Source organism: Stutzerimonas balearica DSM 6083 (assembly GCF_000818015.1).
GTDB classification, from domain to species: domain Bacteria; phylum Pseudomonadota; class Gammaproteobacteria; order Pseudomonadales; family Pseudomonadaceae; genus Stutzerimonas; species Stutzerimonas balearica.
In genome coordinates, this window is record NZ_CP007511.1 from 2,415,078 (window position 1) to 2,433,363 (window position 18,286).

Consider the following 18,286-nt stretch of genomic DNA (forward strand, 5'->3'; position numbering starts at 1 on the left):
CAGCGCGAGCGGCTCAGGCCTGGCGAACCGCCGCCTCGCGCGCGTGCCGCCGGGCCAGGATGACCGCTGCGAACGCCACGGCCAACGGCGCGAAGGAGACCCAGAGCACGGCATTCCAGCCATAGGCGCTCAACAGCCCGCCCGACGAAAACGAGCCGACGGCCATCATGCCGAAGACGATGAAGTCGTTGAGCGACTGGACCCGCGTCTTCTCCTCCGGGCGATGGCATTCCAGCACCAGCGCCGAAGCGCCGAGAAAGCCGAAGTTCCAGCCCAGACCGAGCAGAATCAGCGCGAGCCAGAAATGCCCGAGATCAACCCCGCCAAGGCCCACGATGGCCGACAGCCCGGTCAGCAGCAGGCCGGCGATGGCGACACGCGCCGCACCGAAGCGGCCGATCAGGGCGCCGGTAAAGAAACTCGGCCCGTACATGGCGATCACGTGCCATTGCAGGCCCAGGTTGGACGAGGCCTGCGAGTGGCCGTGCAGGTGCATCGCCAGCGGCGCTGCGGTCATCACGAAATTCATCAGCATGTAGGTGACCGCCCCGCAGGTCGCCGCCGCGATGAAGCGTGGCTGGCGCAGGATCAGCGCCAGCGGGCGGCCACCGGCCAGCTCTGCCGCCGTCGGCCGGGGCAGGCGCACGCCCAGCAGCACCAGTGCCGCCACCACCGCTACCAGCGCCTGCACCACGAAGGTGGCGGCAAAGGTGTGCGGCGGCCACAGGTGCATGGTCCAGGTCACGAGCTGCGGCCCGATCACACCGGCTGCCACCCCACCGCCCATCACCAGCGAAAGCGCACGTGCCCGGCGCGCCGGCGCCACACCATCGGCGGCGGCGAAGCGGAACGACAGAACGACCGCGGCGTAACTGCCCCCGAAGAAGGTCGCCAGGCAGAACAGCCAGAAACTGCCGACGACCACGGCGAGCGCTGCCAGCAGACCGGTGAGCACCCCGGCCGACGTCCCGGCCAGGAACGCGGTTCGCCGCCCATGGCGGCGCGCCACCGCACCGGCAGGAAGAATGCAGGCGGCCATGCCCACGACAAAGATCGAGATCGGCAAGGTTGCCAGGACCGGCGCCGGGGCCAGCTGGTTGCCGATGATTGCGCCGGTCGCATAGACCACCACGGCATTCGCCCCGGCCAGTGCCTGGGCCAGCGTCAGGCGCCAGACGTTGGCCCGCTGATCGCGCTCGGAAAGCTCGGCCTCGTGCGCTGGCGGGGACTGGTCGGGCGACATGGCGAACTCTCGTCGTGGCGATGAAGGGACACGGATTATGCCAAGCCGCCCCCTTCTCTGCCGCGTCACGAAAGGCAGCGCCGCAACACGCGCACAAAATCTCGTGCGCGCCCCGGCGAACCCCGGCCGGCATTGGCGGTACTACAAGGGAGCCCGCGTGAACCGCTGTTCGCGCCGGGCTTGGCTACCCCGCTGCCACTCGCCAGGAGAACGATGCGTGAACAAGCCCCTGCCTTCGCTGTGCTGCCTTCTCGGCCTGGCCGTCCTGTCCGCCGCCCACGCCGGCCCACGCCCGAGCTACGGGCCGCAGCTGGAGGGGTTCGATTATCCCTATCCGGTCACCCGCCACGCCCTTTCCTCCCAGGGGCAGAGCCTGTCGATGGCCTACATGGACGTGCCGCCGCAAGGCGAAGCGAACGGCCGCACGGCGCTGCTGCTGCATGGCAAGAACTTCTGCGCGGCCACCTGGGAACAGACCATCGCCGTGCTCTCAGAGCGCGGCTTTCGCGTCATTGCGCCGGACCAGATCGGCTTCTGCCGCTCCAGCAAGCCGGAGGGCTATCAGTTCAGCTTCGCCCAGCTGGCACACAACACGCGCCAGTTGCTGCAGGCGCTGAAGGTGGAACGAGCAACGGTCATCGGCCACTCGATGGGAGGCATGCTGGCCTCGCGCTTCGCGCTGAATTACCCCGAGCAGGTCGAACAGCTTGTGCTGGTCAATCCGATCGGCCTGGAAGATTGGCAGGCCGAAGGCGTGCCCTACGCGCCGATCGAACAGCTTTACCAGGCCGAGCTGAAGACCGATTTCGACTCGATCAAGGCCTATCAGCGCAAGTTCTACTACAACGGCCAATGGAAACCCGAATACGACCGCCCGGTAGAGATGCTGGCCGGTCTGTATGCCGGGGAGGGTCGGGAAATCGTCGCCTGGAACCAGTCGCAGACTTCCGACATGGTGTTCACCCAGCCGGTGATCCATGAGTTCGCCCGGCTCCAGGTGCCGACATTGCTGTTGATCGGCAATCAGGACCGCACCGCGCCGGGGGCCAACCGCGCCCCGCAGGCGGTTGCCGAACGCCTGGGCAACTATCCGGTGCTGGCGCGCGACGCCGCACAGCGGATACCGCAGGCAACCCTGGTGACCTTTGCCGAGCTGGGTCATTCGCCGCAGATCGAGGCACCCGAGCGGTTCCACAGGGCTCTGTTGCAAGGGCTCGAGGCGCGGCGCTGATCTACCACGCGCGCGTGTGCGGCGCCGGGTTGGGCTAGCATCGGTCGGCCCGGAGTCCAGCCGCCATGAGGCGTCCGAAATGACCTTGCCGCCCCTTGCCGAAACACCTGCCCCGCCCTACTACGCCGTGATTTTCACTTCGCATCGCCACGAGGTCGACGACGGCTACGCCCAGATGGCCGAGCGAATGCTCGAACTGGCCCGTTGCCAGCCCGGCTTTCTTGGCGTGGAGTCAGCCAGGGACGGCCTGGGGATCACCGTGTCGTACTGGGCTGACCTGGACTCGATCCGGCAATGGCGGGCGCAGGTCGAGCATCGGCAGGCGCAACGGCTGGGCCGCGAGCGCTGGTACTCGGCCTTCCGGGTGCGCATCGCCTGCGTCGAGCGCGAGTACGGCCTGCCCTAGCCAAGTGCCGCCGGCCCGTCTACCTTGCCAGGAGCCGGACGTTTCCCGGCTCCGCTAACCCGCCTGCGATAAGGAGTGCCTCGCCATGCTCAGCCTCGAGTTCCTGCTCACCTCGCTGGTGGTGGTGCTGATCCCGGGCGCCGGGGTGATCTACACCGTCTCCACGGCACTGATCCACGGCCGCCGGGCAGGCGTGATCGCCGCGCTGGGCTGCACGGCCGGCATCGTGCCGCACCTGCTGGCGACCATCCTGGGCCTGGCTGCGGTGCTGCATGCCAGCGCCCTGGCCTTCCAGGGGCTGAAATACGCGGGCGTCGCCTACCTGTTCTATCTGGCCTATGCCACTTGGCGCGACCGCTCGGCCTTTGCGGTCGAGACGGGCGCGGTGCGGTGCAGCGCGGCGGGCCTGATCGCCAAGGCGTTCCTGCTCAATATCCTGAATCCCAAGCTGACGATCTTCTTTCTGGCCTTCCTGCCGCAGTTCATCCAGCCCGGCGCCGGCGACCCGCTGCGGCCGTTGCTGATCCTGAGCGCGACCTTCATGGGCATGACCTTTGCGGTCTTCGTGCTCTATGGCCTGCTGGCGCACCTGTTCCGCACCGCGGTGATCGAATCGACACGCGTGCAGACCTGGTTGCGTCGCGGCTTCGCGGCATCCTTCGCCGGCCTGGGCGCGAACCTCGCCCTGGCGGATCGCTGAGCCACACAGACGCCACCTGCCCTCGGCATTGACGCCCCCGGCGCGCTCGGGTAGCGTCCCGATGGTCCACCCCACGGCTGCCCGCCATGCCTACGAACACGCACGACCTACCGTTCACCGGTCCCCGCTCAGGGGAAGCGTCGTTGCGTGTGCCTGGCGCCGCACCACCCCCTGTCTCGGTCGCCCTTGCGCCGCCCCCTGGGCTGGCGAACGCATCGTTCTGACGACCTTTACGCCACTTCCGCGCTGATTCGGCTCGCCTCTGCTGGCCATGCCGTGCACGGCTGTTGCGTCACGACCTGACAGGTGTTCAATGAAAACCATCAAGACTACGTGGGCCGCGTACGGCTCGACCGCGCTGTTCGTCCTGCTCTGGGGCAGCGGCGCAATCTCTTCACGCTGGGCGCTGGACCACAGTTCCGCCTTTGCCATCCTCACCCTGCGCTTCGCCCTGGCGCTGGTCGCCCTGCTGGCGATCGCCGCGCTGCGACGACAGTTCCTGCCGCAACCGGATAGTCGCCGGCAGGTCCTGGTTTCCGGGCTGGCCCTGATCGGCGGTTATTCGATCTGTTACTTCCTTGCCCTGGAGAACGGCGTGACGCCCGGCGTGCTGGCCACGGTTCTCGGCGTGCAGCCGATCCTGACGCTGGTACTCGTCGAGCGGCACTTCAGTGCGGCGCGTCTCTCCGGCCTGTTGCTGGCGCTGGGTGGGCTGGCGCTGGTGGTGCAGCAGGGCCTGAGCGGCGCAGGCTTCTCTGCCCTCGGCATGCTGTTCGCGCTGCTCGCGCTGGGCTGCGTGACCTTTGGCGCCATCCTGCAGAAGCGCATCGGCCAGGCCCCGCAGCAGGTATTGCCGCTGCAGTACATGGCCAGCCTGCTGCTGTGCCTGCTGTTCGTCCCGTTCAGGCCGTTCGAGGTCGACTGGGTGGCAGGTTTCGTCCTGCCGTGGCTGTGGTTGGGCCTGGTGATCTCGGTTGGCGCGCAGCTGTTGCTGTACCGATTGATCCAGGCCGGCAACCTGGTCAACGTGACAGGTCTCTTCTACCTTGTGCCGGTCGTGACCGCTCTGCTCGACCATCTATTGCTCGGCAACGCCTTGCCGCTGCCGGGCTGGATCGGCATGGCGATCATCTTCGCCGGGCTCGGCCTGGCCTTTCGGCAGCGCTAGGCAGCATGCGGCACGCTCTCGCGTGCCGCTCGCGGAGCACAGCAACCCCGCATACCGAACAGGAACGAAACATGAAAAAGGTGCTGGTCAGCTCATGTCTGCTGGGCTGCAAGGTTCGTTACAACGCGGGCGCCCTGAACCTGCCCGCCCCGGCGCTGGAGTGGCTCGAAACGCATGTCGAGCTGGTCGCCTTCTGCCCGGAAGTGGCTGCCGGGCTGCCGACCCCACGCCCACCCGCGGAAATTCGCTCGGCCAGTGGCCAGGACGTGCTCGCCGGACGCGACAGGGTGATGGACATCAGCGGCCAGGATGTCACCGACGCCTTTCTGGACGGTGCCCGCCAGGCCCTGGCCCGCTGCATGGCCGAAGGCATCCGCCATGCCATCCTGACCGAGTCCAGCCCCTCCTGCGGCAGCTCCAGCATCTACGACGGCACCTTCAGCGGTATCCGCAAGGCCGGCATGGGGGTGACCGCGGCCCTGCTGAGCGCCAATGGCATTCGGGTATACAGCCAGCACGAGCTCGACCGGCTGATCCGCGAGCTGGGGTGAAATCCCTGCGTTGGCTGGCGACGGGCCGAGCCCGACGTCGGCCGGCAAGCTTACGGCATTGTAATTTGGCGACCGGAACCCCCGAGGAAACAGGGCAGTCGTAAAACAGAGAAACCGGACACGGCGAACGACAGGACATGGCCATCCGGGCGCGAAGAGGGAAGCAGGTAGCGGCGCATGGAACGGCGCGCGGATGGCTTTCGCCCACCAGTCTGTCGCCTCCAACGAGCGCTGACACCACAGTGCCTGCCCAGCCCAGGAGACACCCTGATGGCCCTCGCCATTCGCTTTCACGACCAGCTCGCCAGCTCCAGCCATTCCTGCCTGCGCGACGATGCCCTCGCCGGCTTCGCCGCCACACCCAAGTGGGCCTCGCCGAAATACTTCTACGACCGCCGCGGCTCGGAACTCTTCGAGCAGATCACCGAGCAGCCGGAGTACTACCCGACGCGCACCGAGGAACGCATCCTGCGCGAAGCGGCCGGCGAGATCGCCGCGATCGCCGGGCCCGAGGCCGACCTTATCGAATTCGGCAGCGGCGCCAGCCGCAAGGTGCGCCTGCTGCTCGAGGCCATGCGCCCGGCCAGCTACCTGGGCATCGACATCTCCGAGGACTTCCTGCGCAGCAGCACGCAGAAGCTCGCGGCCGACTATTCCTGGCTCGACGTGCATGCCCTGTGCGCTGATTTCAGCGATGAGCTGCACCTGCCGGAAGGCTTCGACAGCAGCTGCCCGCTGGCCTTCTTCCCCGGCTCGAGCATCGGCAACTTCACCCCGACCCAGGCGCAGCAGTTCCTCACCCGCTTGCACAGCCTGCTGCCGGTCGGCGGCGGCCTGCTGGTCGGCGTCGACCTGGTCAAGGACAAGGCCGTGCTCGAAGCCGCCTACAACGATGCCGCCGGCGTCACCGCGGCCTTCAACCTGAACCTGCTCGAGCGCATTCGCCGCGAGCTGGACAGCGATATCGACCCCGCACGCTTCAGCCACAAGGCGATCTTCAACGAAGGCCAGTCGCGCATCGAGATGCACCTGGTCAGCCGCGAGGCGCAGCAGGTGACGATCGAGGGCCGGCGCTTCCGCTTCGCCAAGGGCGAAACGCTGCACACCGAGAATTCCTACAAGTACAGCCTGCAATCCTTCGCCGCCCTCGCCCGCAGCGCCGGCTACACCAGCCTCGCGCAGTGGACCGACGCCGACCGCCTGTTCAGCGTGCATTACCTGCAGCGCACCGCCTGAGCATCGCCCCGGCCGATGCGGCGCCTGTCGCCCTTCGGCCCGCCGCCCCACCGAACGGAGGCCCCCATGGAGCTGCTCGCGCTTTCGCTCATCGTGACCCTCATGTTCATCGCCGGGCTCGCCTTGCAGCGGCCGTGGCAACGGCGCCTGCCGGCCTGGCCGCAGCGGGCGCCCTTCCTCGGTGGCGGCCTGCCCGACAGCCATGCGTGGAGCCGCTACCACGTGCGCTATTACCCGATGACGCTGCTGCTGATCGCCTTCGAGATGGAGATGATGTTCATGTACCCCTGGGCAGTGGTCTATGTCGCCGAGGGCATGAAGGCCCTGATGGAAATGGGCATGTTCCTCGCCATTCTCTCGGTGGGCATCGTCTACGCCTGGCGCGAGGGGGTGTTCCGGTGGCAATAGGGCTGCTCGCTCGTCTGGCGGCGGCGCGCCCGGCACCGGTGTTCGTCGCGCTCGGCATGCACGCCGGCCCGGTGCGCGAGGCGTTGGCATTGGACCCGCGGGTGGAGCTGGTGGACTCGCCGCGCCACGCCAGTGTGCTGCTGGTCGCCGGCGGCGTTCCGCCCGACCAGCACGAGGCGCTGCGCCGGCTGCATGACCAGCTGCCGCGGCCTTCGGCCTCGCTCTGGCTGTGCAGCGAGCCCCTCGCCGAGCTGCCCCATGCCGAGCGTATCGACCATCTGGACGCCACGCCGGCGGCGATCGCCCGCCTGCACCGCGAGTTGCTCGAAGGCCGCCGGTTGGGCGCAGCGCACCTGTTGCCCGATCAACCGCCGCACCCCTGGAAAGGCCTCGGCGCGCATGGCCAGGGTGGCGAGGGCATGATGGGCGGCTATCCCTACGGCCGGCCGATGGCCATGGCGATGATGGAGGACCTGCGCGACGGCCTGACGCTCGACTCGCTGTCGTTCACCCTCGGCCCCTTCTACCCGGCGCTGCCGTCCGGCCTGCAACTGCAGCTGACTCTGCAGGGCGACCTCGTGCAGATGGCGATGCTCGCCTCGCGCGCCTACCCTCAGCCTGCCGCACCCTGCTGGTTCCAGGCGCTGGAGCGGCCGGTGCCGATCGGCGAACTGGAGATCGCGCGGGCCCGCCATCACCTGCATCGCCTGGCGCACCTACTGCACCTGGCCGGGCTCGACGCGCTGGCCCTCCGCACACTGGCCGATGCCGCGCGACTGGCGCCCGGCCGATCGTTGCCCGCGCTGCGCCGACGTATCCTGCGCAGCGGCCTGCTGCAGGCGCTCGACCCGGGTATCGGCCGGCTCGATACCGGCCAGGCCTACTCGCTCGGCGGCCCGGCCTACCGCGCCGCGGGGCACGACGAGGATGCGCGCAGCGAGGACCGGCACTACGCACGGCTGGGGTTTCGCCCGCTCAGCCACCCGGGCGGCGATCTTCGCGCACGGGTCCTGCAATGGCTGGGCGAGATCGAGCAGGCACTTGGCCTGGCTGCCGCGGCCGACGCCCTGGCCCTGGAAACGGCCAGCCAGGCGCAGGTGGAAACGCCTCGCGGCACGATGAGCAACGAGCAGCGGCCGACCGACGGCTGCCACCTGTTGCCAGACCTGTTACCGGGGCTGGAATGGAGCCAGGCGCTGCTGCTGATCGCCAGCCTGGACCTGGCGGCCTTGTCGCCTTACCCACAGCCGTCCACGGATCAGGTACCGCAACGGGGGGCAGCCTGATGGTCGCCGATCTGCTGTCGCCGGTGCTCCTGGTACTCGTCACGCTGGTGCTCGGCCCTTACCTGCTGCAGGTGGTCGACGGCGCGATCGGCGCCGCAGTGGCCGGCCGCAGGCCGGGCCGCCTCTGGCTCGAGCCGCTGCAGCGCGGCGCCTGGCTGTGGCTGCAGCCGGCCAACCACACCGAACGCCCCGACAACCTCAACTGGCAGTTCGCCCCCGCGGCCTACCTGGCGCTGGCGGCGGCCGGCCTGGCGGTCGTGCCCTGGTCGGCGACGCTGATCGCCACCGACCTCAGCACCGGCATCGTGCTCTGGGGCTCGGTGGAGGCACTGGCCACGGTGGTGATCTTTCTGCACGGCTGGTCGGCCAACGCGCTGCTGCCGCTGATCGGCGCCTATCGCTACGTGGCGCTGGGCCTGTCCTACATCCTCATCAGCATGTTCGTGCTGATCAGCGTGGCGCTGCCGGCCGAGTCGCTGCAGGTCTCGGCCGTGGTGGAGTCGCAGCGCGAACTCTGGAACCTGATCCGCCAGCCGCTCGGCCTGCCGCTGTTTCTCATCGTCGGGCTTGGCGTGAGCTTCTGGGGCCCGCTGAATTTCGCCGACCCGGCCGACCTGGCCGGCGGCACCCGCGCCGAGCTCAGCGGCCCCTCGCAGCTGGTCTGGGCCTGGGCGCGCGCAGCGATGCTGGTGGCGTTCAGCGCGATGGCGGCGACCGCCTTTCTCGGCGGCTGGCTCGGGTCCTGGCTGCCCGGCCCGCTGTGGTTGGCGCTCAAGACGCTGGCGGTGATGGCCGTGCTGCTCTGGCTCGGCCACTCCCTGGCGCGGGTCAGCCCCGAACGCTGCGTCACCCTCGCCTGGCTGCTTTTCCTGCCGCTGTCATTCGTCGACCTGATCAGGGCCGGGCTGGAGGCCATGCGCTGATGCTCACCGATGTCGCCTTCTTCGTTTGCGCCGCCGTCGCGCTGTTCACCGGCTGGCGGGTGTTCCGCACCGACTCGATGGTACGGGCGTCCTTCCTGCTGCTGCTGTCGTTCATCGCAGTCGGGGTGATCATGCTGCTGCTCGCCGCCGAATACCTGGGGGTGGCGCTGTGGTTCATGATGGCCGTGGAGATGACCGTCATGGCGTTGTTCATGGTCATGTTCATGATGAACCCCGCCGGCCTCAACCCGATGAACATGGTGCACCAGCCGCGCCTGGCCCTCGGCGCCGGCCTCGCCATCTTCCTGCTGCTGGGCAGCGTTACCCTCTTCGCCGACTTCCCCGAGCGCCCGGCGCCAGCCGTCCTCGAGCCGGTGCGCTCGCTCGGCCGGGAAATGCTCGGCCCGTCGATGCTGGTGTTCGAGTCGGCCGGGCTGGTGCTGCTGGCCACGATGATCGGCGTGGTGGTGCTCTCCAGCCAGCGCGGCCGCTACGGCGATGCCAGCGAGGGCTCGCTCCCGCCGGGGCTGACCCCGGGCGGCGCCCCGGCCGGCCAGCCCGAGAAAAAGGACGGCGAGTCCGGCGGCGAGCATGCGCACCATCACCACTGACGCGACGGAGGCCCGACGATGACCCTGACCACCCTGCTGCTGCTCGCCGCCGGCCTGATTGGCATCGGCGTCTACGGGGCGCTGTCCCAGCAATCGTTCGTCATGCTGATGATGGGCCTGGAGCTGATCCTCAACGGCGTGATGCTGGCGTCGGTGGCCTTTTGGGCCCTGACCGGCGCCGGCATGCCACAGGGCCAGTTGCTGACCATCGTGGTGATGGCGGTGATGGCTATCGAAATGGCCATAGGCTTCGCCCTGGTGGTGGCGGTCTATCGCGCCAAGCAGGCCGACACCACCGAAGCGCTCGACGGGCTGAAACACTGATGCTCTGGCTGGTCCCGCTCTTGCCGCTGCTGGCGGCGCCGCTGCTCTATGGTCTGTGCCGTGACGGCCGCCGTACGCGCCTCGCCGGGCTGGCCACCGCGGTAATCCTGACGACGGTCGGGCTCGCCGTGGCGGCACTGCTCGGCGACTGGTCGGGCAGCTACCGCTGGAGTTCGCAGATCCAGCTGACGCTGGCGCTGGCCCCGGCGAGCGCCGTGTTCGCTCTGACCGTGCCGCTGGTGGCCGCCCCCATAGCGCTGTATGCCGCCCATCACGAGGCGCAGGCGCCGACGCCCGCCGCGCTGGCCCGGCTGATGGCGCTGCTGCTGGCGTTCGTCGGGGCAATGGAGCTGCTGGTGCTGGCCGCCGACCTGCTGACCTTGCTGATCGCCTGGGAGCTGGTCGGCGCGCTGTCCTGGTCCCTGATCGGCCATGACTGGCGCGAACGCGGCAACCTGCGCGATGCCGGCTGGGCCTTTCTGGTCACCCGCTTCGGCGACCTGGGGTTGTACATCGCGGCGGCCGCGGCCTTCGCGGGCAGCGGCTCATTCGCCTTCACCGCCCTGCCCAGCTTGGAGGGCATGCCGTTGCAGGTCTTCGTCGCGGGCATCGTGCTCGCCTGTGCGGCGAAATCCGCGCAACTGCCGTTCGCGCCCTGGCTGTTTGCCGCGATGGCCGGCCCGACCTCGGTCTCGGCCCTGCTGCACGCTGCCACCATGGTGGCGGCGGGCGTGTACCTGACCACTCGCCTGCATCCGAGCCTGGACGCAGTCGCCTGGTTCGCGCCGCTGGCCATGGCGCTGGGGCTGGCGACGGCGCTGGCCGGTGGCGTGGTGGCCGGCCTGCAGGGGCACGCCAAGAAACTGCTCGCCGCCTCGACCTCCGCGCACCATGGCTTGATGTGGCTGGCGGTCGGTGCCGGCTACCCGGGGGCCGCGCTGCTGCACTTCGTGGTGCATGCGTTCTTCAAGGCCGGTCTGTTCCTGGCCAGCGGCATCGCCGAGCACCAGGTCGGCAGCTATGCGCTCGGCGCCATGCGCCTGGGCCGGCGCCTGCCCGGCATCGCCGTCGCAACGCTCATCGCCAGCCTGGCGCTGGCGGGCGTACCGCCGCTCGGTGGCGCCTGGAGCAAGGAGCAGATCGTCAGCGCCGCGGGCCATCACGGCGCCTGGCTGGCACTGGCGACGATGTTCGCCGGGGCATTCAGCGCGTACTACGCCACGCGCCTGCAGTGGCTGGGGTTCGGCCCGGGCCCCGGCATGCCGCGCACGCCGGGCGGTCGCCCCAGCAACGCCGAACGCCTGGCCCTGTACCTGCTCAGCGCCGGTTCCCTGCTGCTCTCGCTGCTGTGGTGGCCGGGCCTCGCCGAAGCGATCGGGCACCGGCTGGGCTTCGTCCTGCCGGCCGGCAAGCCTTGGGAAGTGCTGCTGTCGTGGTTGCTGGTCGGGCTGGGCGTGCTCGGCGGCGCGGTAGCCGTGCGCCAGCAATGGGGCAACGAAGACGAAGCCAACACGCGCCACCCGATGCTCAGCCGCTGGTTCGGCCTGCCCGCTTTGGCCACGCGCGGAGCCAGCGCGCTGTTTGCCGCCAGTCATGCCCTGGCGCGTTTCGATGACCGGGTGGTCGACGGCGGCCTGCGCCTGGTGGCGCGCTACGGCTCGGCCGCTCATGCGCTGGCCCGCTTCGACGACCGTGCGGTGGACGGTGGCGTCCGCCTCACCGCACGGGTCGGCGAGGGGCTGGCGCGGCTCGGTGATCGGCGCGGCGAAGCGCTGTTCGACGGCTGGGTCAGCGGCCTGTCGGAGGCCACCGGCGCCCTCGGGCGGCACGTGCGCCGCCTGCAAAGCGGGCAGATGCACCACTACTACACCGGAATTGCCGCGGGCCTCGCCGTGGTGGTCCTGATTCTCGCGATAGGAGGCCTGCCGTGATCCTCACCGCTGCCGTCAGCCTGCCCTTGCTGGGTGCGCTGACCCTCGCACTGCTGCCGCGTTGGAGCGAGGCCGCTTCGCGCACCTTCGCCACCGCGTTGGCGCTCGTTTCGCTGGTTTGCCTGGGCCTGGCCTGGCTGCGTTTCGATCCGGGCGGCGCGCTGTTCCAGCAGATCGAGGAGGTGCCTTGGGTGCCGGGCCTGGGCATGGCCTGGCGGCTCGGCGTGGACGGCATCGCCCTGGCGGTGGCGGGCATGAGCGCGCTGGTGTTCGTCGCCAGCATTGTCTATCCGGTCGATACGCGCGGGCGTGCGCCGACCTACTACGCCTGGCTGCTGTTCCTGCTCGGCGTCTCGCTCGGGGTGTTTCTCGCCCTCGACCTGCTGCTGTTCTACGTATTCTTCGATCTATCGCTGGTGGGCATGTTCTTTCTCATCGGCCGCTGGGGGCACGGCGAGCGCCAGGTGTCGGCGCTCAAGTTCTTTCTCTACACCTTCTGCGGCTCGCTGCTGATGCTGCTGGCGTTCATCGGCCTGTACCTGTCGGTGGCCCCGCACACCTTCGACATGCGTGTGCTGATCGCCGAACAACCGCTCGTCGGCGCAACGGTTCCGGCCGGTCTGGTGTTCCTCGGGCTGATGATCGGGCTCGGCATCAAGACGCCGCTGGTGCCGGTGCACACCTGGCTGCCGCAGGCACACGTGGACGCGCCGGCGCCGGCCTCGGCGATCCTCGCCGGCGTGCTGCTGAAAATGGGCACCTTCGGCATGCTGCGCATCCCCTTCGCGATGATGCGAGAAACCTTCGCCCACTACGCCTGGGTCATCGCGCTGGTAGCGGTGGTGTCGATTCTCTATGGCGCCTCGGTGGCGCTCGGCCAGCGCAACCTCAAGCGGCGGATCGCCTACACCTCGGTCAACCACATGGGCTATACCGTGCTCGGCCTCGCCGTGGCTGGCGCACTGCTCAGTGGCGATGAAGCGGCGCGGCAGCTGGCGCTGGTCGGCGCTACGGTGGAGATGGTCGCGCACGGCCTGATTACCGGCAGCCTGTTCCTCATCTGCGGCTCGTTCTGGCAGCGCACCGAGGACTACGAGCTCGCCCATTACGGCGGCCTGGCCCGGCGCGCACCGCTGCTGACCGGCTTTGCCGTGCTCGCCGCGTTCGCCAGCCTCGGGCTGCCCGGCCTGGCCGGCTTCGTGGCGGAATTCCATGTGTTCGCCGGGACCTTCGCGGTCTACCCCGGGCTCGCCGTGATCGGCATCTTCGGCATCCTGATCACCGCGGCGCTGTTCCTGCAGACGCTGACTCAGCTGTTCTTCGGCGAGCTGCCGCCGCGTTTGGACGGCTTCAACGACCTTGGCCGGCGCGAAGGGTGGGTGCTCGGCGTACTGGCCGCGGCGTTCGTGCTCATCGGCGTGGCGCCGCAGTTCCTGCTGGGTGTCGTCGAGGCCAGCGCCGGCTGGCTGCTGGGCCTGCGCTGATGCCGATCACCGACCTGCTACCGGAGCTCTGCCTGCTGTTCGGCGCGGTGGCCATCGTGCTCGCGTCGGCGTTCCTGCCGCAGCCACGGCTCGGCGGGATGGCACTGCTGGCGCTTCTGGCGATCGCCTGCTCGACCGGTTTCGCCGTGGCCCAGTGGGGTGAGCCGCCGCGCCTGACCTTTTCCGGCGTGTGGGCGCTGGACGGCCTGGCCGTGGCGGCGAAGCTCATCGTGCTTGGTGCCAGTGCCGTGGTGGTGCTGTTATCGCCGGCCTGGTTCGCCAGCGACCGACGGCATGGCGAGTTCTACGCGCTGTTGCTGTTCGCCGTGCTCGGCGTGCTCATGCTCGCTTCGGCCAGCGACATCATGGAATTGGTCGTGGGGGTATTGCTGTCCTCGGTGGCGAGCTACCCGTTGGCCGCCTTTCACCGCCGCTTCGCGCCGGCGCTGGAGGCAGGCATGAAGTACTTCCTGGTCGGCGCCCTGACCAACACGCTGCTGTGCATCGGCGCGGTCTGGCTGTTCGGCCTTACCGGCAGCACCGGTTATCCGGCCATCGCTACGGCGCTGACGCAGGGTAACGACGGGCTGGCGCTACAGGTGGCGGTCGGTTGCTTGGTCGTCGGCCTGACCTTCAAGCTCGCGGCCTTTCCCGCCCATGCCTGGATGCCCGATGTGGCCCAGGCGTCGCCGGCGCCGGCCGCGGCCTTTCTCACGGTGGTGCCGAAGATCGGTGCCGCTGTTGCCCTGGCTCGGCTACTCGCCCTGTTGCCAGCCGAACTCGATGCGGCGCTATTGGTTGCCGTGCTGGCCGCGGTGACCATGACCCTCGGCAACCTTGCTGCCCTCTGGCAACAGGACCTGCGCCGGCTGCTTGGCTGGTCGTCGGTCGCCCAGTCGGGCTTTGCCCTGATGGCGGTCGCCGTGTTTGGCCGTAGCGCGGACGCGGCGAGCACGCTGCTGGTATTCCTGGCCAGCTATGCGTTGGCAAACCTGGCCGCCTTCGCCGTGGTGATCGCCCTGCGCGGGCGTACCGCGTTCACCGACTACGCCGGGCTGGCATGGCGCACTCCGGGCGCTGCGGTGGTGCTGATCCTCGCGCTGCTGTCGCTGGTCGGCATCCCGCCACTGGTGGGGTTCTTCGGCAAGTTCATGCTCTACCGCACGGTGCTCGACGGCGGCCTTGGCTGGTTGGCCCTCGTTGCTGCGCTCAATACGGCGATCTCGCTGTTCTACTACCTGAGGGTTGCCTGCACGATCGTCTTCGCCGAGCCTTGCGGCGCTCCAGCGCACTACCTGGAAGGCATTACGGCACGCTCAATGGTCTGGCTAAGCGGGACGCTGCTGCTCCTCGGCGGGATACTGATACAGTGGCTGATCGCGCCGCTGCTGGCCGGCTGTTGCTAACGCCGTAGTGAATGCATCCATACAGCGGCCAAGCCGCGGCTCATGCGCTAGAAGGCACGCAGCGTACCGGCAGGGATAGTGGTGCCCATACATGTTATGGACAACAAAAAAACTTTTCTCAATTCAGTCGGTTAGTGTATAGTTCACGCGCTTTCCAGCTAGGGAAAGCACTGTCGGGGCGTAGCGCAGCCTGGTAGCGCACTTGCATGGGGTGCAAGGGGTCGAGTGTTCGAATCACTCCGTCCCGACCAAACAAGATAACGGGATCAGTAGCCTTAAGCTCTGATCCCGTTTTCATTTCAGGCTTCATATAGTGACTGGCGATTCTTACATGTAGGGTCGCGCTACTTAAGCAGCACCTGCCTGACCTCCTCCAGCTCGACAATCATCTGCCGAATCAACTGCTTGTACTGGGTAAGGTCGTCACGCGCCTCGTCACTCGATAGGCGTTGCCGGGCACCGCCTATCGTGAAGCCCTGCTCGTAGAGAAGCGCGCGAATTTGCCTGATCATGAGCACGTCCTGCCGTTGGTAATAGCGGCGATTACCTCGTCGCTTCACCGGGCTCAGCTGGGGAAATTCCTGTTCCCAGTAGCGCAACACGTGTGGCTTGACCGCACAGAGCTCGCTCACTTCACCGATGGTGAAGTAACGTTTGCCTGGAATTGGCGGTAATTCGTCGTTATGGCTTGGTTCCAGCATAGGCTTCGACTCTGGCTTTGAGTTTCTGGCCGGGGCGGAATGTGACGACTCGGCGAGCAGTGATGGGGATTTCCTCGCCGGTCTTCGGATTGCGGCCGGGGCGCTGGCGCTTGTCTCGCAAGTCGAAATTGCCGAACCCCGACAATTTGACTTGCTCGTTATGCTCCAGTGCCTGGCGTATCTCTTCGAAAAAGAGTTCGACCAGCTCCTTGGCCTCGCGCTTGTTCAGGCCTAGCTCTTCATATAGACGTTCGGCCATTTCAGCTTTCGTCAGAGCCCCCATACGCTACTTCCTTAACGTGGCGTTGAACCTTTCTTCCAGAGTGGTGATGATCCGCTCCATTGCAGCGGCCACCTCGTCGTCGTTTAGAGTGCGCGCGGAATGCTGCCAGGTCAAGCCGACTGCCATACTTTTGCTAAGCGGATCAATACCTTTACCTTGGTAAACGTCAAACAACCTGAGCTCGCGAAGCGTCTCGCCCGCACAATCCCGAATGCAAGAAAGGATCTCATCGGCCGCAATGTCTCTAGCTACGACAATCGCGAGATCCCGACGTACCTCAGGGAAACGCGAGAGCTCCTGAAACTTTGGCAACCTGCCTTCGCGAATCTCGGCGAGTGAAACTTCGAAAAGATACACGCGCTGCTCGATACCGAGTGCCCGAGCGACCTTTGGGTGCAGCGCCCCCAGGTATCCAACCAGACGACCATTCCGCTCGATCCGGGCAGTCTGACCTGGATGGAGCACAGCCTGCTCATCACGCACGAAGCGGAAATCACGCCCAGCGCCGGCTGCGCCGAGCAAGGCTTCGACGTCCGCCTTCACATCGAAGAAATCTACCTCGACCTGCTCGTTAGCCCATCCCTCAGGATGCCGACTGCCGCAGACGACTCCGGCGAGCATGTTTTCCTGACGCAGTTCGCCCAACTGTCCGACAAAGCGTAATCCTGCCTCAAAGAGGCGAACCCGAGCCTGCTGGCGGTTGAGGTTGTACTGCAACGCTTTGACCAGGCCCGGCCACAGCGACGCCCGCATTGCGGACATATCGGCAGATATCGGATTGGCCAGCTCGAGCGGAGCCACACCCGGTGTGAACAGCTCGAACAACTTGGGATCAATGAAGCTGTAGGTGATGGCCTCTTGATAGCCACGATCGACCAGCACCTGGCGCAAGGCCGCTAGGTCAGCCTGCGCTTCCTGGCTGGACTCTGGGGCCAGACGAGCCTGCGGATAACGAGTCGGAAGTTTGTCGTAGCCGTACAGTCGTCCCAGCTCCTCAATGAGATCGACCTCCAGCGTGACATCAAATCGATGACTGGGTACATCGACCTGCCAACTGTCCTCCGCGCATTCGGAAACGCCGAAACCCAAGGACGCCAACATCGACTCGACCTGAGCTCGATCCATCTCCAGCCCAAGCATCTGATCGATTCGCTCGCCACGCAGTGTAATCGGGGCAGGCTTGGGCAAATGGGCCTCGCTAGCCACCTCTACGACGGGGCCAGCAGCTCCGCCTACGACGTCCAGCAACAGCTCGGTTGCTCGCTCCATCGCCCGCCTGGCGAGCTCCGGATCCACGCCTCGCTCGTAACGATGCGAGGCATCAGTGTGCAACCCGTATGAGCGCGCCTTGCCGGCCAGGGCAATCGGATCGAAAAAAGCGCATTCGAGGAACAGGTCCTTCGTGTCCGCTGCGATACCGCTGTCTTCGCCGCCCATGATGCCAGCGATGGCCAACGGGCGCCGATGGTCCGCGATCACCAGCGTATCGGGCCGCAACGACACCTTCTGTCCGTCGAGCAATACCAGGGGCTCACCTTCGGTGGCCATGCGTACGCGGATTCCGCCTTCGATCTGCTTCAAATCAAAGGCGTGGAGGGGCTGCCCCAACTCGAGCATCACGTAGTTGGTAATGTCCACCACAGCATCGATGCTGCGAATACCGGACCGGCGCAGGCGCTCGACCATCCACAAAGGCGTCAGGCGGCTGACGTCGACGTCGCGCAAAACTCGTCCCAGATACCGGGGGCACGCATGAGGCGCCGACACTTCAACTGGGCGGAGATCGTCTGTTGCAACAGGGTTTTGCCCGATCGCCGGCTCACAGACGGACGCGCCGTAAATGGCGCCGACCTCACGAGCAAGGCCGGCAATGGACAGGCAATCGCCGCGATTGGGCGTCAACCCGATTTCGATGCTTACATCATCGAGCCCGAGATAAGCACGCAGATCCTGCCCGGCAGGCGCGTTGTCGGCCAGCTCCATGAGCCCGCCATGATCATCGCTGATCTTCAACTCGGCTTCCGAACAGAGCATGCCGTGCGACTCGACACCGCGCAGCTTCGCCTTCTTGATCTTGAAATCACCCGGCAACACGGCGCCGACTTGGGCGAAGGGGACTTTAAGTCCGGACCGCACGTTCGGAGCGCCACAAACCACCTGGAACGTCTCTCGACCATTGCTGACCTGACAAACACGCAGCTTGTCGGCATCAGGATGAGGTTCGGTAGAAACGACCTCACCGACCACAACCCCACTGAAGCTGCCGGCTACAGCCTCAACGGCATCGACTTCGAGACCGACCATCGATAGCCGAGCCACCAGCTCTTCACGAGAAACTTCAGGGTTGACCCAGGTACGCAACCACTGCTCACTGAACTTCATTCTGTTCTCCCA

General features: G+C 67.0%; 18 protein-coding genes and 1 tRNA gene. 15 read left to right on the forward strand and 4 right to left on the reverse strand.

Annotated features, from left to right (window positions below; translation table 11 throughout):
• Nucleotides 1-13: 13 nt before the first annotated feature.
• Nucleotides 14-1,243 carry an MFS transporter gene (locus tag CL52_RS10890; protein ID WP_043220568.1) on the reverse strand — a complete coding sequence of 410 codons (1,230 nt, stop codon included), beginning with the start codon at nucleotides 1,241-1,243 and terminating at the stop codon, nucleotides 14-16.
• Between the two features lie 229 nt (nucleotides 1,244-1,472).
• Between CL52_RS10890 and CL52_RS10895 the strand changes: the two genes are divergently transcribed.
• From CL52_RS10895 to CL52_RS10965, 15 genes are all read left to right on the forward strand, one after another.
• On the forward strand, nucleotides 1,473-2,474 hold the full coding sequence (locus tag CL52_RS10895) for an alpha/beta fold hydrolase (RefSeq protein ID WP_052264626.1): 1,002 nt from the start codon (nucleotides 1,473-1,475) through the stop codon (nucleotides 2,472-2,474).
• Between the two features lie 79 nt (nucleotides 2,475-2,553).
• Nucleotides 2,554-2,880, forward strand: a complete 327-nt coding sequence (locus CL52_RS10900) for an antibiotic biosynthesis monooxygenase family protein (protein ID WP_043220571.1) — start codon at nucleotides 2,554-2,556, stop codon at nucleotides 2,878-2,880.
• An 85-nt stretch (nucleotides 2,881-2,965) separates the two neighbouring features.
• Nucleotides 2,966-3,580, forward strand: a complete 615-nt coding sequence (locus CL52_RS10905) for a LysE family translocator (protein WP_043220573.1) — start codon at nucleotides 2,966-2,968, stop codon at nucleotides 3,578-3,580.
• A 313-nt stretch (nucleotides 3,581-3,893) separates the two neighbouring features.
• Nucleotides 3,894-4,748 (forward strand): DMT family transporter, encoded by an 855-nt coding sequence (locus CL52_RS10910; protein ID WP_043220577.1) that lies wholly within the window; start codon nucleotides 3,894-3,896, stop codon nucleotides 4,746-4,748.
• A 71-nt stretch (nucleotides 4,749-4,819) separates the two neighbouring features.
• Entirely contained in the window at nucleotides 4,820-5,299 is a 480-nt protein-coding gene (locus tag CL52_RS10915; protein WP_043220579.1) for a 2-thiouracil desulfurase family protein, read from the forward strand.
• Between the two features lie 270 nt (nucleotides 5,300-5,569).
• Nucleotides 5,570-6,535 (forward strand): L-histidine N(alpha)-methyltransferase, encoded by a 966-nt coding sequence (gene egtD / locus CL52_RS10920; protein ID WP_043220582.1) that lies wholly within the window; start codon nucleotides 5,570-5,572, stop codon nucleotides 6,533-6,535.
• Nucleotides 6,536-6,601: 66 nt separating this feature from the next.
• Nucleotides 6,602-6,943, forward strand: coding sequence for an NADH-quinone oxidoreductase subunit A (locus CL52_RS10925; RefSeq protein WP_041105066.1), 342 nt, complete (start codon nucleotides 6,602-6,604; stop codon nucleotides 6,941-6,943).
• Nucleotides 6,934-8,229 carry a hypothetical protein gene (locus tag CL52_RS10930; RefSeq protein WP_143008640.1) on the forward strand — a complete coding sequence of 432 codons (1,296 nt, stop codon included), beginning with the start codon at nucleotides 6,934-6,936 and terminating at the stop codon, nucleotides 8,227-8,229. Before CL52_RS10925 ends, CL52_RS10930 begins: the two co-directional genes overlap by 10 nt.
• The gene (locus CL52_RS10935) at nucleotides 8,229-9,152 is read left to right on the forward strand and encodes a complex I subunit 1 family protein (protein ID WP_043220586.1); all 924 of its coding nucleotides are present in this window, start codon (nucleotides 8,229-8,231) and stop codon (nucleotides 9,150-9,152) included. Before CL52_RS10930 ends, CL52_RS10935 begins: the two co-directional genes overlap by 1 nt.
• Nucleotides 9,152-9,763 carry an NADH-quinone oxidoreductase subunit J gene (locus CL52_RS10940; RefSeq protein ID WP_043220589.1) on the forward strand — a complete coding sequence of 204 codons (612 nt, stop codon included), beginning with the start codon at nucleotides 9,152-9,154 and terminating at the stop codon, nucleotides 9,761-9,763. Before CL52_RS10935 ends, CL52_RS10940 begins: the two co-directional genes overlap by 1 nt.
• 18 nt (nucleotides 9,764-9,781) lie before the next feature.
• On the forward strand, nucleotides 9,782-10,087 hold the full coding sequence (nuoK, locus tag CL52_RS10945; protein WP_043220592.1) for an NADH-quinone oxidoreductase subunit NuoK: 306 nt from the start codon (nucleotides 9,782-9,784) through the stop codon (nucleotides 10,085-10,087).
• On the forward strand, nucleotides 10,087-12,018 hold the full coding sequence (locus tag CL52_RS10950; protein ID WP_043220594.1) for an NADH-quinone oxidoreductase subunit 5 family protein: 1,932 nt from the start codon (nucleotides 10,087-10,089) through the stop codon (nucleotides 12,016-12,018). Before nuoK ends, CL52_RS10950 begins: the two co-directional genes overlap by 1 nt.
• Nucleotides 12,015-13,502 (forward strand): complex I subunit 4 family protein, encoded by a 1,488-nt coding sequence (locus CL52_RS10955; RefSeq protein WP_200889395.1) that lies wholly within the window; start codon nucleotides 12,015-12,017, stop codon nucleotides 13,500-13,502. The genes CL52_RS10950 and CL52_RS10955 overlap by 4 nt, the downstream gene beginning before the upstream one ends.
• On the forward strand, nucleotides 13,502-14,908 hold the full coding sequence (locus CL52_RS10960; RefSeq protein WP_052264555.1) for an NADH-quinone oxidoreductase subunit N: 1,407 nt from the start codon (nucleotides 13,502-13,504) through the stop codon (nucleotides 14,906-14,908). Before CL52_RS10955 ends, CL52_RS10960 begins: the two co-directional genes overlap by 1 nt.
• 174 nt (nucleotides 14,909-15,082) lie before the next feature.
• Nucleotides 15,083-15,159: transfer RNA gene (locus tag CL52_RS10965), tRNA-Pro, on the forward strand.
• A gap of 93 nt (nucleotides 15,160-15,252) precedes the next feature.
• Here CL52_RS10965 and CL52_RS10970 read toward each other — a convergent pair.
• The 3 genes from CL52_RS10970 to pheT are packed head-to-tail and all read right to left on the reverse strand — an operon-like array spanning nucleotide 15,253 to nucleotide 18,274.
• On the reverse strand, nucleotides 15,253-15,609 hold the full coding sequence (locus CL52_RS10970; RefSeq protein WP_041105054.1) for a MerR family transcriptional regulator: 357 nt from the start codon (nucleotides 15,607-15,609) through the stop codon (nucleotides 15,253-15,255).
• Nucleotides 15,590-15,892: an integration host factor subunit alpha gene (ihfA, locus tag CL52_RS10975; RefSeq protein WP_011913482.1), complete on the reverse strand. Its 303-nt coding sequence runs from the start codon at nucleotides 15,890-15,892 to the stop codon at nucleotides 15,590-15,592. The genes CL52_RS10970 and ihfA overlap by 20 nt, the downstream gene beginning before the upstream one ends.
• A gap of 3 nt (nucleotides 15,893-15,895) precedes the next feature.
• The gene (gene pheT / locus CL52_RS10980) at nucleotides 15,896-18,274 is read right to left on the reverse strand and encodes a phenylalanine--tRNA ligase subunit beta (protein WP_043220598.1); all 2,379 of its coding nucleotides are present in this window, start codon (nucleotides 18,272-18,274) and stop codon (nucleotides 15,896-15,898) included.
• Between the last annotated feature and the right edge of the window lie 12 nt (nucleotides 18,275-18,286).